This is a genomic window from Paenibacillus alginolyticus DSM 5050 = NBRC 15375, from assembly GCF_000422905.1.
Lineage (GTDB): Bacteria > Bacillota > Bacilli > Paenibacillales > NBRC-103111 > Paenibacillus_E > Paenibacillus_E alginolyticus.
Window position 1 is genome coordinate 1 of the sequence record NZ_AUGY01000076.1, and the last position, 14,260, is coordinate 14,260.

The following is a 14,260-nucleotide window of genomic DNA, read 5'->3' on the forward strand; positions in this document are numbered from 1 at the left end:
TAGAAGCATTCGGCGTTAAAGGCAGCCACTCTCGCAAAGCAACCTGCCTGGATAACGCATGCATCGAATCCTTTTTTTCGCATCTCAAGTCAGAGAAGTTGTATCTCAAACAGTGTAAATCAGGAACTGAAATTCATCAAGCGGTGGAAGATTATATTTATTTTTATAACTACCAACGGTTTCAAACCAAACTTAAAAAGCGCGCCCCGATTGAATATCGGTGCGCGCTAGCAGCATAGCTTTTTTCATCTGTCTACTTGACAGGGGTAAGACCAGGGCTGGCCTCGGGTTTTTTATTGATTCATAAAGAGAATATCTCGCGTACTGGTATCGGGGGCGATGAAATCAAACAGGTGTTCCGCTTCCTCAGCAACCTCATCTTGATCAACTTGGGATAAGGGCTCGAATAAGTTGATGGTCAAAATAGCCGATTTGCGTTTCTGGATGATGGACCAAATGCCGCGAACAAAACCATCGACAATCAGCGTGGCCCGGATGATGCCATTGTCCGTGAACACCAGATGCTTATCTTCATCGCGCATGATGCGGATGCGATTGTCGTAGGACAAGAGCATACTGTCGAACTCCGATAGGAAACGTGGCGGAGCTGGGGTTGCAGGGTCCGGCCGAGGAGCGTCCGGCAGGTCGAACAGCTCATTTTCTTGCTCGTCGCGAAAGGAGAGCAGGCTGGGGCGCAGCCTCTCGACCACCTCGCGCAGCCGAGTAAGCCCGGACCAGACCTGCATATCCTTGACGGATGCAGGTCCGAATGCCGCCAAGTAGCGCAGCAGCATGGCTTCGGGGTCTTGCCCTGGTGCCAGCGGGCGGCCGAGCCAAGCCTCCGCTGTGGTATGGGCGGCCTGTCCGCTGGCGCCCCAGATGCCGCGGGGCGGCACCTGGACAAGCGGCAGGCTGCAGCGCACCGCTTGAGAGAGAGCAGTGGCATCGCTTTGCGGCCACTGGGCTTGGAGGCGCTTGCCGAGCTCACTGAAGGTGAGCGGCTGCGCCTCTAACAGCGCTCGCCCGGCGGCGGCGAGCGCGTCTAGATTCAGTTCGGCAAGCTTCTTGCCGAACGTGCCCTTTAAGGCGCGGTCCTGCACGGACTGCAGGACAGGACGCAGCGTCAGGCAGTCTTCGGCCGTGACGAGGTGAATCGTCGAGCGCATGAGAGCGATGCGCACGATGCTTCTGTCCATGATGAGCCGAGACAGCTCCTCATGGCGAAAGTTCTGCAGTCTAGTCCACAACGCCACATACGGTGGGTTAGGAGCTTGCGCCTGCAGCCCGACGAGGTGCCGGGCAGCCTGTAGGACATGCTTGTTCGAGCGCTCCAGGAGTAATTGCCGAGCTAGTAATGCTCGGTTTAAGGCGCGCTGACTGAGGATGGGGCTGGTACAGCCGGTCATGTAGGGTTTAGCAATGTCCTTTTTAGAGCAGCCCTCGTTCGAAGAATTTATTAACGACATGTGCACATGCCTCCTATGATTTGAACGATCATTTGCTATATAAATTCCATTATATAAGAACTTGCTGACAACGTAATGTCAAGGAGGAATGTACGTTTTAAAGCCAGACAAGTTGTTTCCGTTGGTATCAGCACGCTAGAATGGGATTAACGAACGAATATCCGAGAGGTGAAGGGCATGATCAACATCGGTCTAGCCGGCTGGGGCGACCATGAGTTAGGCGGCAGCAAAGGGAAGCTGCGGGAGTATGGCGCACATTTTCCGATTGTGGAAGTGGATACTTCTTTTTACGCGATCCAACCGGAACGCAATTATATAAAATGGAACCAAGAGACGCCAGAACGCTTTGGTTTCATTATTAAGGCATACCAAGGAATGACGGGTCATCTGCGGGGAGAGAACCCTTTTGCCGGTGGGATGGAGCAAATGTTTGAGGTGTTCCTACAGTCGATCCGACCTGTTCAAGAAGCGGGGAAGCTTAAAGCTGTTCTGTTTCAGTACCCGCCATGGTTTGATTGCAGTAAGACGAATGTGGATGTGCTGCGTGATGCCAAAGAGAAGATGGGTAATGTGCCCGTAGCGCTGGAATTCCGCCATCAGAGCTGGTTTACGGAGGAAATGCGCGACAAGACGCTCACCTTTATGCGGCGAGAGGGTTGGATGCACAGCATCTGTGATGAACCGCAGGCCGGGATTGGTTCGGTGCCGACAGTGCTGGAGGCTACACATCCCGAGATGACGATGGTTCGATTCCACGGCCGTAATGTTGGCGGTTGGGTGCAAAACAATGAGGCGAACTGGCGCGACGTGCGGTACTTATACCATTACAATCAGCAGGAGCTGCTGGAGTGGAAGACGTGGCTGCTAGAGTTGCAGAAGCAAACACAAGAGGTATGCGTGATCTTCAATAACAATTCAGGTGGACATGCCGCAGGGAATGCCAAGGAATTGATGGGGCTGCTCGGTTTGGAATATGAAGGGCTGGGACCACGGCAGTTGGATTTGTTTTAGCAATCACATAGGGTTGTTCATTTGCGTGTTGCAAGATTTTCGGGCTATAGTAAGGGTTATAATGAATCGGGCTGAATATAAGCAAAAGAGGAGAGTTAGACAATGGTTGGTGCCGTCATCTTAGGTGTTATCGCCCTTTTGATCATCGTGGGTTTGACATTCTGGGTAACGAAGAAAGCGTACTCCCGTAAATGGGATGAAGAGGATAACGATTGAGTTATTGACAACGAAATGGAATGCTAAAGTGCCAGCCTTCAAATGAAGGTTGGTCTTTTTTTTCACACAAGAAAGTATAAGTTTTCGGTACCCGAAAACCGCTTTCTTATTGGCGATAAAACCTAATATAGGGATCTTTGGTCGTAGACCAAAGTCTCTCCGCTATAGGGATCTTTGGTCATAGACTAAAGTCTCTCCGCTATAGGGATCTTTGGTCGTAGACCAAAGTCTCTCCGCTTTAAACGCGGTCGCTCATCTTTGAATGGCTTCGATAGAGGTTTTCTCATAAAGAGGGGCATTAGCCTGTAGAGATATTGACATTAGTTAGTAAAGTAATTTAGGATGATAAAAGATAATGATAATCATTCTCATAACATTTTAAAGGGGAGATAACTATTTATGCATAGCCATTTTTCTGCTGCAAATCGTACATATGGAGGTAAGCTGCTTGTTCTTATCACGATAATCACGCTGATCCTAGCTGCTTGCGGACAACAAACGGATACTTCGAAGTTAAATGCTGCAGCTACCACGAATACGAAGAAAGAAAGCCAACCTGTTCAGTCGGAAGAGTATACCGTTAAACATGCCATGGGCGAGACAAAGATAAAAGGCACTCCCCACAAGGTTGTCGTGTTAACAAATGAAGGTACGGAAGCCGTACTCTCGATGGGGATTAAGCCTGTTGGTGCGGTGAAGTCTTTTACATTAGGAGATTGGTATGATCATATCAAAACGGATATGGAAGGCGTGAAAGTAGTTGGGGACGAAAACCAACCGAATTTAGAAATGATCGCTTCCCTAAAGCCTGATTTAATCATCGGAAATAAGGTGCGTCAGGAAAAAGTATATGAGCAGCTGTCAGCGATTGCTCCTACTGTATTTTCGGAAAGATTATCTGGCGATTGGCAGATCAACTTCAAGCTGTATGCGGAAGCTTTGAACAAGAAAGCTGAGGGCGATAAAATCATTGGAGATTTCGAGAAACGCATCACAGATTTCAAAGCGAAAGCAGGTGATAAGCTAAAGACGAAGGTATCGATTGTTCGTTTTATGCCGGGTAAAGTTCGTATCTATATGAAGGATACCTTCTCAGGGGTTATTCTCAATAAACTGGGCTTCCAGCGTCCTGCTTCGCAGAATCAAGATAAATTCGCAGATGATCTGACGAAAGAACGTATTCCGGATATGAACGGGGACATTCTGTTCTACTTCACATGGGATAACGAAAAGGGCGAAGCGAATAAAATTGAGCAAGAATGGACGAATGATCCGCTTTGGAAAAACCTCGATGTCGTGAAACAAGGCAAGGTGTATAAAGTAAGTGATGCGGTTTGGAATACGGCAGGCGGAATTAAAGCGGCTAATTTATTGCTGGATGACTTGGAGAAATATTTTCTGAAAAAATAATTCGCTTAAAGCAGAATTACTTATAACTAGGAAGTGGAGTAGTGTTTCTCATAGATGAGTCTAGCGACTCGGTTGTCAGGTATACGCTTTCTTGCTATGATTGAAGCAGTACATATAAAGGTGGCTGGCCGATGAACCGAATGGAGGCCGAATTTAGTAACCTAGTGAAGGCTTATCGCAAAAAGCATATGGGCAAGGGGCCGGAGCGCGTGATGACGACCTTCTGTAAATGCTGGGCGATATGCGAAATGGCAGGAAACCTCTCTCCAGTAGAAAAGTTTATAGCGAAAACCGGTGATGGCAGACAAATGCTCCGCACGGCTCGCACGGAAATGGTGAAAAAGATTTATAAAGAACACCCCCCTGTTGAGATGGAGGAGCTGCTTGGCGCGAAGTTCGTTAAGCTGTTCGTCGATATCGATATTGAGCTGGATGAGGGGATGTCGGTGTTCGTTTTTGATCAGGATTTGGAAAAGAAATTTTGTAGGTAGAGATGATGGCAACCCGATGACCCGAACCTGGCTTCCGCAATGAGATGATGTAAAAGTGCATCTATTTTCGGTTGAATAGCGGTGATATCAGAAAAAACTGCAAATTGTGCAGTAAAATTAGCTGTTTTTGACGTTTTTTCCTGAATCGGGTCAGATTAGCTGTAGGAAATGCATCAAATTCATTAAATCTAGGATGTTAAGAACAATTTGCTGCACTTTATGCAGCTGCGGTTTAAATGGAAGTCATTAAGTAAGAGAATTTCCGTAAATAACAGCTCAAATAGCAGCATATACATAGGTAAAGGTGCTTGGCACTTGGTAGCGAACCTGCCGGAGACTAACCACTGTAAGACAAGACTTGAGACTTCCTCTGATGAGAGGAGGTCTGGGTATTGTTTTGCGGTGGTTTTTTGTTTGCTGGGGTGATTGGGGCAGCTATTGAGTGTACGGAGTAGGGGGAAGCGATAGTGAAAGGATGCTGTGCGAGCTGGAAGTTGGGGAAGTAACTAGCGGATCTGAGCCAATGGGATAGCGGCTAGAGTGGGGTGTGGGAAAGCGTTATTGGAGAGTTGTTCGCAGGTATGAAGATGGGAAATTACACTGGGCAAGAGTAAGAGAAAAAGCAAAAGGAAGAGTAGAGCAAGAGCAAAAGCAAAAGCAAAAGCAAAAAGATTGAAAGAGATATAAATATAGAACCAAAGGAGCGTTGTTTAAATGGGGAAAACGAAGCATACGGGGCCAATCAAGCTGCCCGCTAAGCCAGATCCGAAGCTATGGGTAAGCAAGGTGCCATTCGGGCTCGGGAAGATAAAGCCGCAGCATATTCGCGAAACGGCAAAAATCGCCTGGCAGAATCGCGATAATCTGCCCTATGCGTATCGCATTTTGACGCAAGGGGTGTGCGATGGCTGCGCGCTAGGCGTATCAGGGCTTTACGACCAAACGCTGGCGGGGCCGCATCTCTGTACAACGCGGCTGAATGTGCTGCGTTTGAACACGATGCCGGCGATTCGCGAGGAGCTGCTGCATGCGGACATCGATGAGCTGAGCCGCATGAGCAGCACCGAGCTCAGACAGCTCGGGCGTATCCCTTATCCGCTCATCCGGCGCCATGGGGAGCGGAAATTCAGTCGAGCCACATGGGATGAGGCGTTGGACACGATTGCAGGAAAGATGCGTACGATTGACCCGAAGCAGATGGCTTTTTACTTGACGGCTCGAGGGATTACGAACGAGTCGTACTATGTGGCAGCGAAGGTGGCAAGGTTGCTCGGTACGAACAACATCGACAACGCCTCGCGAATTTGCCACTCTCCGTCGAAGACGGCACTTAAGCGATCCGTTGGCGTGGGCGCGTCGACGTGCAATTACAAGGACTGGATCGGCACGGACGTCCTGGTGTTCTGGGGCAGTGTGGCCGCGAATAACCAGCCGGTCTCGACGAAGTATATGTACGCGGCCAAGCGCAAAGGGACGAAGATCATTGTCATTAACCCGTACTACGAGCCGTCCATGGAGCAGTACTGGATTCCTTCGATTCCTGAATCGGCGTTATTCGGGACGAAGCTGGCCGACGATGTGTATCAAGTAAACATCGGCGGGGATATCGGCTTCATGAACGGCGTCATGAAGGTGTGGTTCGAGATGGAGGAGCGTGAACCGGGCTCCGCGATTGATCATGCGTTCGTGCAGGCGCATACGAACGGGCTAGAACAGCTGCGCGCACACGTGGCGCAGCAGGACTGGACGACGCTGGAACAGTCGTCCGGCCTCACCCGCGAACGCATGCGCGAGTTCGCGGAGCTGCTGGCGCGTGCCAAGAGCGCGGTTTTCGTGTGGAGCATGGGGCTCACACAGCACCGCTTCGGCACGGACAACATCTCGCAGGTGGCGAATCTCGCCCTCCTGCGGGGCTTCCTCGGCCGCGAGCATTGTGGGCTGATGCCCATCCGCGGCCACAGCGGCGTGCAGGGATCCGGCGAAATGGGCGCCGATCCCTTCAGCCTGCCGGGCGGCGAAATCGCCAGCGCCGCCGACCGCGCAAGAATCGAGCAGCTCTGGGGGTTCGAGCTGCCGAAATGGCAGGGTGACATCGTCGGTGTCACCCTCGAGAACGCGCTCCTGCCCGAGGAGCAGGAGCGGAAGCTCCGGATGTTCTACACATCCGGTGGCAACTTCCTCGAGACGATGCCGGACCCGGCATTCGTCCGCGAAGCCCTCACAAGCATCGATGTCCGTGTCCACCAGGACATCATCCTGAACACCTCCACGCTGCTTGACGCGCGGGAGGCTGTGGTGGTGCTGCCCGCGATGACGCGCTACGAGCAGCCCGGAGGGGGCACGTCCACCTCCACGGAGCGGATGGTGTACTTCTCACCCGAGATCGCCGGCCCTCGGATCGGCGAAGCCCGCGCGGAGTGGGCGATCTACGTCGATCTCGCCCGCCGCGTGAAACCGGATGCCGCCGAGCAGCTCGGCTGCGGCACCGCAGAAGCCATCCGCGCGGAAATCGCTCTAGCCGCGCCGAGTTACAACGGCATCCAGCACCTGCGTGAGCGCGGTGATGTGTTTCAATACGGCGGCGCGTGGCTGTGCGAGGACGGCGTCTGTCCGACGCCGGATGGTCGCGGCGCGCTGCTGCCGATTGAGCTTCCGGAGCTGCGGAAGCCGGAAGGGCATTTCGCGGTGACGACGCGCCGCGGCAAGCAGTTCAATTCGATGATCTACAGCGACATCGATCCATTCAATGAAGCAGATCGCTACGATGTGCTTATTCATAACGACGACGCTAGCGCTCTTTCTTTGAATGAAGGTGAGGCGATCGTGATCTACAACAGCTACGGCAGCATGCACGGAAGGGTAAAGCATGCCGACGTAAAACCAGGCAACATCGAGGTGCATTGGCCCGAAGGAAACTCTTTGATTCCCAAAGGTGTGTATGAGAAGTATGCAGGCATCCCGGAGTATAACACGGCGGTCATTGTAGAGAAGGCAGAAACCTACCACGCTCACAAGGATACACGCTATGTGGAACGGCGTATTCAAGAACTGGAGACAGAAGTGGAGTGAAGCTATTTTTTGTCGAAATCTGCCCCGGCAGATCTGGCACTTCGGTTGGCTCTAGATCAAGGTATTACGGTTATTGGCTTCATCCCTATGGAACAATTATCGGGGTATTCGCACCCCGAACGCATAGCGGAATGTCGATAATGCCCTCTTTTTGTGGAAATATTTGTATTGTTTCTCTATCTTAATTATGCTAGATTCTAGCTATTGCCATCTTTTGTTAAGAGAGGAAACACAACAATGGGGAATTGGAATGCTTTTACGAAAAAAGGGATCACCGTGCTGCTTGCAGCCTTCTTACTTGTCTCTCTGCAGGGACCTGCAACCATATATGCAGCCGAAGTGAATGCTGAGGTTCCGAAGGTCATTGAGAAGACATCGCCTTCTGTGGTGGCTATTATTGGAAAGCCTTCATCTGATTCGGATAAATCGTTAGACAAGAACCGTTTTAATCTCGCGCATGGAACGGGAGTCATTGTGGAATCGAATGGCGTCATCGTGACGAATGCGCATGTGGTCAAAGATATGAAGAATATCGTCGTCGTTACGTCGAACGGTACCACTTATAATGGACGTGCAACAAATATCGATGAGGAGAGCGATTTAGCCTTGGTCAAAATCGATGCGACCGGCTTGTCGCCTGCGAAATTCGCTTCTTCCTCCGATATCAAAGTGGGTGAAACCGTGGCCGCCATCGGGACTCCGATTTCTTTTGCCCTCAGGAACTCCGTTACCGTTGGGATTGTCAGCGGGCTTGACCGTTCCGTGAGCTCGCAATATCAGCTTATTCAAACGGATGCGGCCATTAACCCTGGTAACAGCGGGGGTGCTTTGATCAACATGAATGGTGAAGTCATTGGGATTAATACGATGAAATATGCGGATATCGGTGTCGAAAACCTCGGGTTCGCGATTCCGGTGGATACTGTCAAATATGTATTAAAGCATTTTCAGCTTTACGGCAAAGTAAAACGCCCTTATCTCGGTTTGGAGCTGGAAGAAAGCTGGGAAGCGGTTGTTGGTTTACCAAGTTCTACGGGTTTAAGAGTTGCCTATGTTGAGCCCGATTCACCAGCAGCCAAAGCTGGCATTCAGCAAGATGATCTATTCGTATCGATCGGCACAAGTAAAGTGAAGACGCTGGTGGATTACAATGAGGCGATTAAGAAGTTTTTGCCAGGTGAAACGATTGAAATAACCATTCAATCAGGAAATTCCACCAAATCGAAGTCAGTTACACTCGGAGAAGCGCAGCAAAAGGAAATGAAACGCACGCAGGACGCTGAGGGTTCTTACTTGGATGCGGACCGCGGCAAAACGAAAATCGGCGACAGCCACTACGGATGGTCCATGAAATACCCGGCGGGCTTAGTGAAAGGTCATCAATCCGATGATGGCGACTCCGTCAGTTTCGTGGATGCGAAAGGGGACTTCTCCCTATCGATTAAAGTAGAAAGCAATCAATCCGACGAGCTGTCACCTTCAGCGCTTCTGAACAGATTGGCGAGTGATGAAGACAGTTATTCCGGCTCTTCGACCATTTTGGAACGTCAGTATGTGAAGCGTGAAGGTAATCCCTATGCCAAAATTGTCGGTCGCTCAGGGGATGAAGGCTATATCCAGACCCGCGGATACCTTCACCAAGGCAGCTTATATACGGTGCAATTATTTGTATCGAAAGAGCATTACAACAACAATTTTAAGCAAAATAGCTACAACGATCTGCTGGATAGCTTTAAGGTTTCCTTTAATGATAAGGATGAGTCGCTGAAAGACATTTCAGTTTACTCTGGCGGCAATACAACCTACAAGAACGAGTATGGTTTATCCTTTGATCTGCCCTCCAATTGGCAGCAAGGCGGTTATTCGAGCAGTTCATCCTTCTTTAATGATGACTATTCCCAAACGCTTCATGTCAGCGTAACCTCAGCTTCATCCGGTGATACACTGGGAGCGTGGGTGGATCGTCAGCGTAAGCAGCTTGAAGATTCCTATGCGCCCATATACCGCAGTATGAAAGAACCCGAGGAAATAACCTTAGCCGGAGTGCCTGCTCTGAAAGTAACCTATGCAAGTACATTAGGCAATAAGTGGAGCGCTGGCATTTCCCTCTTTTTTATTAAGGATAAGTATAAATATGAGTTGGATATGAACTATCCGCAAGAGGAAGACAAGGCAACGCTTGAGGATATCCTGAAAACATTAACTTCTACGGTCAAAGTGGATAAAGAAAGCATGGATCAAGAGCTTGGCTTCATTCAGGATCTGGATGAACTCTTGGATCCCAGTCGTACGGTTGCTTACAGAAACGAGAAATTCAAATACGCGCTGCAAATTCCAGAGATCTGGACCAGCAGCAAGTCGTACGATAACAAAGATCAAGTGAATAAGACATTCCTCTTCACAGGCGGGCACTTGAGCGTTGATGCAGAAACCAAAACCACTTACGAAGAGATGGTTAAAGAGGAAGATGCCGCTCAGAAGAAGAGTCACGATAACGATAATGACTATACGTTTACCGATGCGGATGTCACGCTATTCGGTAGTGTTAAGGCTAAGAAGTATGAGATCAGCTATGCAAGCGCCAAGATTCCTTACAAGGAAACGATCTATATTTTCAATAAAAATAATATTTCTTACACCGCTACGCTCCGTATGGATGATGCGGTTCGCACCGAAGCCAATCTGGCTCGGCTGAACAAGGCTTTTGAGTCGTTCAAATTTTTGGATGGTGTGAAAAAATAGAGATCGCTAATCGAGAAACCTCTTATCGGTCATCAAGGCTGAAGGGAGGTTTCTTGTGTTAACCTTGGATGACTTCTCTAAAAGGGGATACAAACCATGAAAATGAAGGTTGTTCGACCGCTCATTTGGCTGCTTTTCATAGGATACACGAGCTGTTTGCTGTATTGGATGTTTCTAGGCTTCGGGCGGCATATGCACACGACAGGTCAACTTGCTTATAATGTGGTCCCTTTTCGAACGATTGGTATGTATGTGCTGCATGTTGATTCGTTTTCTACCCGGACTTGGATCATTAATTTGTTTGGCAACATTGGTGTTTTCACTCCTTGTGGTTTTTTACTGCCTTATTTATTTCGCTCCGCCAAACGTTATGGTCCGTTCCTTCTGTACTTTGGATGTCCACTTTTAGGCTTGGAATTACTGCAAATGCTGCTGCGGGTAGGCAGCTTCGATGTTGATGATGTAATACTGAATGTGCTTGGAGCCAGTATATCTTTTGTTCTTTTTGCGGCTGTTGGACGAAGCTTAACGGGGAGAGAATCAAATAGAAGGTATAAAATGTGACCAAATGCCTCAACATAGCGGGTGTAACGAATTAACCCCAGAGGAGGAATTTAATCACCATGACTCAGCCAGATTCAAGTCTACAATCACAGAATCCGATATCCTCAGCTCAAAACTCAGTAGATAATGTCCATGCAGCCGTTTCTCGTGCGATGTCTCATCCAACGTCGCAGACGACGCAAGAGGCTCAGAATTCAATCGCCCATGCGGAAAGAGCGCTGGATCAAGCATTGGATCAATCGGATTCGCCAGCAGTGCAGCAGGCTGTCCAATCACTGAACGATGAAAAGGCAAGGCTGCAGAGTAACCAATAATATTAAGAGGCTCCTCCCTTTTACCAAAGAACGGTTTCATTTTGTTTTAGAAAAACGAGAGGCTGCCCCTCAGTCATTTTTTATGACTTTTGGGACAGCCTCTTGCTTATTTATGATATAACGCATAGCCGGGATCTTCTGGAACTTCAATGGCAATGATGCGCAGGCCTTGATTGCTATCCGCCTTCAGTTGAAGAATTTCACCTTCCGTGGTAGCTTGGATTATCGCAAAGTTCTTGTGGGACCATGTTTGAAGCTCACCCGCGGCGGTCTTACTGGTTCCTTGTCCTCGAATAACGAGGAAGGCTAGCGGGCGGTTTGGCGTAAGGGTGTAGCTGAATTCGGAACCAGGCTCAAGGCTCCAATCGTACATGTTAACGTCCGTATCCAGCTTAATGGGGGAATCCCCGCCGATTACGGTTTTCATCGTTGCTCCACCGCTATGGAGGGTTGAGAATTTCTCATGCTCATATTGATGGTAAGTGGCAGGCTTTTTCACAGTCTGACTCAGGTGAGGCTCGAACCAGATTTGCATCGCTTCGCTGCCTGCTCGGCGGAACGCCTCTGCGTGATAAACACCGGAACCGGCCTGAATGACTTGCGCACCGCCATCTGTTACTGTTTCCAAGGAACCCAGGGAATCCTTGTGCTCGACGAGACCATCGACGACATAAGTGACAATTTCGAACGCTTTATGAGGATGCATTCCGATCTCCGAAACCTCGGAAGCTTTGCCCCAAGCCCAGTAGAATAAGGGACCGACGCGGTCAACAGCCGTTTTCTCACCCGGAAAGCTGATGGCTCGTTGTTCCAGGAATTTGCCTCCGTCAAATGCGCCAACGCCCTGTTGCTCAGCTGAAAATACTTGGATTTTCATAAATACAGCCCCTTCGCTATAAAATATATAATTACTTACTATATGTAAGTAATTATAAGTCTTTTCTATCCGGCTGTCAAAGCCTTATCGATTACCCAACTGGGGTAAATCTTGACTTCGCATCTACCCCGAACTACAATTTCTAATGTAAGGAGTGTGACTTTAATGAAAATGCAAAACTTTAAATATGAAGGAAGCGGACTTAACCGCTTTTTCGGCCCCTTAGAAGCAAAGATTATGGAAATTCTCTGGACCAACTCCCTTGAAATGACGATTAAAGATGTCCAACAGAAGTTGGATCAAGCCAAAAACATTAATTTCAATACCGTTATGACGGTTATGAACCGCTTGGTAGCCAAAGGAATTCTGCAAAAGAAATCCGTTGTCAGATCGTTTAAGTACAAGCCCGTCGTTACGAGAGATGAGTTCATGGAAACGCAATCCAAAGAGCTTACTTTTGACCTTATTGAAGAATTCGGTTCTTTGGCCGTCACTCATATGGTGGATGCGCTTGATAAAGTAGACCCCGATCTGCTCGACAAGCTGGAGCAAAAAATTAAAGATATCAAAAAGGATCGATGACGATGTTGGAAACGCGGTTCAAATGGTTGTATGCTGCGTCACTCGCCTTATCGGGGGCTATTTTAGGACAAATGTTACTCTACGCGCTCCAGCAAATTTTCAAATGGAAATCGTTATTTAATATATTTGATTTATGTGTCATTTTATTCAAAGATCTTCATGTCCCTGCTCCCGTTGCTTGGCATGCAGTGAATGCCCTTATCCTCTACTCATTTAGTGCAGTCCTTTGGATTTCGGCTCGTCATTTCCTCGGTTCCATTAAATCTATGAAGCTCGTAGAAAGGTATCAAGACCCTCATCTAACAGAGCAATACCGCGATAAATTTCAGCTTGCTGAAGGTCGTTTCCAGATCATTTCCTACAAAGCTCCCATCGCGATGACGATAGGGCTGTGGAAGCCGCGGATGATCCTATCATCCGGACTTATGGACATGCTGGAACCTAACGAGCTGCACGCTGTTATCGAGCATGAGAAGTGCCATATGGAGCATAGAGATCCTCTCGCTATCTTCCTGCTTTCGATAATATCCAAGTCCATGTGGTACATTCCAATATTCGCTTGGTTGGCAGATAAATACCCCATTATGATTGAACTTAGGGCAGACCAATATGCCATTACACAAATGAAACAGTCCGCACATTTAGGCAGTGCTCTCCTCAAACTACTCAAACAATCACCAACACCGCATGTATCCTTATCTCACGCCTCATTCGCAGAAACATCAATGAATGTACGTATCATGCATATTCTCGATCCACAGATGAAACTCCCATTCAAATGGCCTCTTATTCGGCTGCTTATTTCGCTCTTAACAATTATTTTACTTGTGGGTCTTATCTAAGATAAGATACCCTGATACTATTGGTTTACATTTAGCAGTCGGAGCCCATGTCAGATAAGTTGACGGGCTTCGACAAAAAATGCTGAAAAGTCTTGACTTTTCGGATATCCAAAACTACACTTTGTAGTGTGAAATCGTACATAGTTTTTAATATGGGGGAGAGAGATTAATGGATTATATCTTGAAAAATTTACACTACATCGTAACACATGTACCCATCGCACTTCTTGTTTTTAGTTTTATTTTTGACTTAATCGCAATGATCGCGAAAAAACGTGAATGGCACTCCGCTGGTATGCTTTGCCTAGTTGTGGGCGCGCTCGGGGCTATCGCAAGTGTCCTAACAGGCCCATCCCCATGGCGTAATCCACTAGTGGTTCCGCATGAGTTTTATGCGAAATTAACGATGGTTTTGTCAATCGTGTTAGCGATTGTACGCGTTGGTTTATTGATCTGGAAAAAGAAAGAATTGGGTCGTAACCCTATCTACTTGATTGGTTCGCTAGCGGCAGTTATCCTCGTTGGCTATACAGGGCACATTGGCGGACAAATGGTGCATAAACCGGTTCCAGCTAAGACGGCTGTGCCTGCTGCATCACCAGGAGCAGCTCCAGCAGCATCCACTGCACCAGCGGCTACAGCAGCACCAGCGAAATAATAAAAAAGGGTTGTCCAA

The 14,260-nt window shown here is 48.5% G+C and carries 14 protein-coding genes; 12 read left to right on the top strand and 2 right to left on the bottom strand.

Features of this window, described 5'->3' with window-relative positions:
* The coding region (locus G519_RS0127870; protein ID WP_029197491.1) for an IS3 family transposase at positions 1-239 on the top strand (239 nt) is incomplete at its 5' end.
* A 54-nt stretch (positions 240-293) separates the two neighbouring features.
* Here G519_RS0127870 and G519_RS0127875 read toward each other — a convergent pair.
* Positions 294-1,466 carry a winged helix DNA-binding domain-containing protein gene (locus G519_RS0127875; RefSeq protein WP_244280250.1) on the bottom strand — a complete coding sequence of 391 codons (1,173 nt, stop codon included), beginning with the start codon at positions 1,464-1,466 and terminating at the stop codon, positions 294-296.
* A 177-nt stretch (positions 1,467-1,643) separates the two neighbouring features.
* Here G519_RS0127875 and G519_RS0127880 point away from each other — a divergent pair, with 177 nt between their 5' ends.
* The 8 genes from G519_RS0127880 to G519_RS49345 all read left to right on the top strand — a co-directional run bounded on the left by G519_RS0127880 (position 1,644) and on the right by G519_RS49345 (position 11,283).
* Positions 1,644-2,477, top strand: a complete 834-nt coding sequence (locus G519_RS0127880) for a DUF72 domain-containing protein (RefSeq protein WP_029197493.1) — start codon at positions 1,644-1,646, stop codon at positions 2,475-2,477.
* Positions 2,478-3,092: 615 nt separating this feature from the next.
* On the top strand, positions 3,093-4,103 hold the full coding sequence (locus G519_RS0127890; protein ID WP_036633964.1) for an ABC transporter substrate-binding protein: 1,011 nt from the start codon (positions 3,093-3,095) through the stop codon (positions 4,101-4,103).
* Between the two features lie 131 nt (positions 4,104-4,234).
* Positions 4,235-4,594, top strand: coding sequence for a Na-translocating system protein MpsC family protein (locus tag G519_RS0127895; RefSeq protein WP_029197495.1), 360 nt, complete (start codon positions 4,235-4,237; stop codon positions 4,592-4,594).
* Positions 4,595-5,308: 714 nt separating this feature from the next.
* A complete protein-coding gene (locus G519_RS0127900; protein ID WP_029197496.1) occupies positions 5,309-7,663 on the top strand; it encodes an FdhF/YdeP family oxidoreductase in 2,355 nt (784 codons plus the stop codon).
* A 9-nt stretch (positions 7,664-7,672) separates the two neighbouring features.
* Positions 7,673-7,804: a formate dehydrogenase accessory sulfurtransferase FdhD gene (locus G519_RS50550; RefSeq protein ID WP_127528301.1), complete on the top strand. Its 132-nt coding sequence runs from the start codon at positions 7,673-7,675 to the stop codon at positions 7,802-7,804.
* A gap of 96 nt (positions 7,805-7,900) precedes the next feature.
* Positions 7,901-10,405: a trypsin-like peptidase domain-containing protein gene (locus G519_RS44840; RefSeq protein ID WP_051253748.1), complete on the top strand. Its 2,505-nt coding sequence runs from the start codon at positions 7,901-7,903 to the stop codon at positions 10,403-10,405.
* 96 nt (positions 10,406-10,501) lie between these two features.
* Complete coding sequence (locus G519_RS44845) at positions 10,502-10,969, top strand: VanZ family protein (RefSeq protein ID WP_036633967.1); 468 nt, start codon at positions 10,502-10,504, stop codon at positions 10,967-10,969.
* Positions 10,970-11,028: 59 nt separating this feature from the next.
* Positions 11,029-11,283 (top strand): hypothetical protein, encoded by a 255-nt coding sequence (locus G519_RS49345; RefSeq protein ID WP_084160375.1) that lies wholly within the window; start codon positions 11,029-11,031, stop codon positions 11,281-11,283.
* 106 nt (positions 11,284-11,389) lie between these two features.
* On the opposite strand, the gene G519_RS0127920 is transcribed toward G519_RS49345, so the two are convergent.
* Entirely contained in the window at positions 11,390-12,160 is a 771-nt protein-coding gene (locus G519_RS0127920) for a pirin family protein (RefSeq protein WP_029197498.1), read from the bottom strand.
* A gap of 165 nt (positions 12,161-12,325) precedes the next feature.
* On the opposite strand from G519_RS0127920, the gene G519_RS0127925 reads away from it, so the two are divergent.
* The 3 genes from G519_RS0127925 to G519_RS51695 all read left to right on the top strand — a co-directional run bounded on the left by G519_RS0127925 (position 12,326) and on the right by G519_RS51695 (position 14,242).
* The gene (locus G519_RS0127925; RefSeq protein WP_029197499.1) at positions 12,326-12,742 is read left to right on the top strand and encodes a BlaI/MecI/CopY family transcriptional regulator; all 417 of its coding nucleotides are present in this window, start codon (positions 12,326-12,328) and stop codon (positions 12,740-12,742) included.
* 2 nt (positions 12,743-12,744) lie between these two features.
* The gene (locus G519_RS0127930) at positions 12,745-13,584 is read left to right on the top strand and encodes a M56 family metallopeptidase (RefSeq protein WP_036633970.1); all 840 of its coding nucleotides are present in this window, start codon (positions 12,745-12,747) and stop codon (positions 13,582-13,584) included.
* Between the two features lie 169 nt (positions 13,585-13,753).
* Positions 13,754-14,242, top strand: a complete 489-nt coding sequence (locus G519_RS51695; RefSeq protein WP_029197501.1) for a DUF2231 domain-containing protein — start codon at positions 13,754-13,756, stop codon at positions 14,240-14,242.
* Positions 14,243-14,260: the final 18 nt, after the last annotated feature.

Coding starts and splice junctions, on each gene's coding strand:
- G519_RS0127925 (WP_029197499.1), top strand. CDS start 12,326: ATGAAAATGCAAAACTTTAAATATGAAGGAAGCGGACTTAACCGCTTT.
- G519_RS51695 (WP_029197501.1), top strand. CDS start 13,754: ATGGATTATATCTTGAAAAATTTACACTACATCGTAACACATGTACCC.
- G519_RS0127895 (WP_029197495.1), top strand. CDS start 4,235: ATGAACCGAATGGAGGCCGAATTTAGTAACCTAGTGAAGGCTTATCGC.
- G519_RS44840 (WP_051253748.1), top strand. CDS start 7,901: ATGGGGAATTGGAATGCTTTTACGAAAAAAGGGATCACCGTGCTGCTT.
- G519_RS0127880 (WP_029197493.1), top strand. CDS start 1,644: ATGATCAACATCGGTCTAGCCGGCTGGGGCGACCATGAGTTAGGCGGC.
- G519_RS0127930 (WP_036633970.1), top strand. CDS start 12,745: ATGTTGGAAACGCGGTTCAAATGGTTGTATGCTGCGTCACTCGCCTTA.
- G519_RS0127920 (WP_029197498.1), bottom strand. CDS start 12,160: ATGAAAATCCAAGTATTTTCAGCTGAGCAACAGGGCGTTGGCGCATTT.
- G519_RS0127875 (WP_244280250.1), bottom strand. CDS start 1,466: ATGTCGTTAATAAATTCTTCGAACGAGGGCTGCTCTAAAAAGGACATT.
- G519_RS0127890 (WP_036633964.1), top strand. CDS start 3,093: ATGCATAGCCATTTTTCTGCTGCAAATCGTACATATGGAGGTAAGCTG.
- G519_RS0127900 (WP_029197496.1), top strand. CDS start 5,309: ATGGGGAAAACGAAGCATACGGGGCCAATCAAGCTGCCCGCTAAGCCA.
- G519_RS44845 (WP_036633967.1), top strand. CDS start 10,502: ATGAAAATGAAGGTTGTTCGACCGCTCATTTGGCTGCTTTTCATAGGA.
- G519_RS49345 (WP_084160375.1), top strand. CDS start 11,029: ATGACTCAGCCAGATTCAAGTCTACAATCACAGAATCCGATATCCTCA.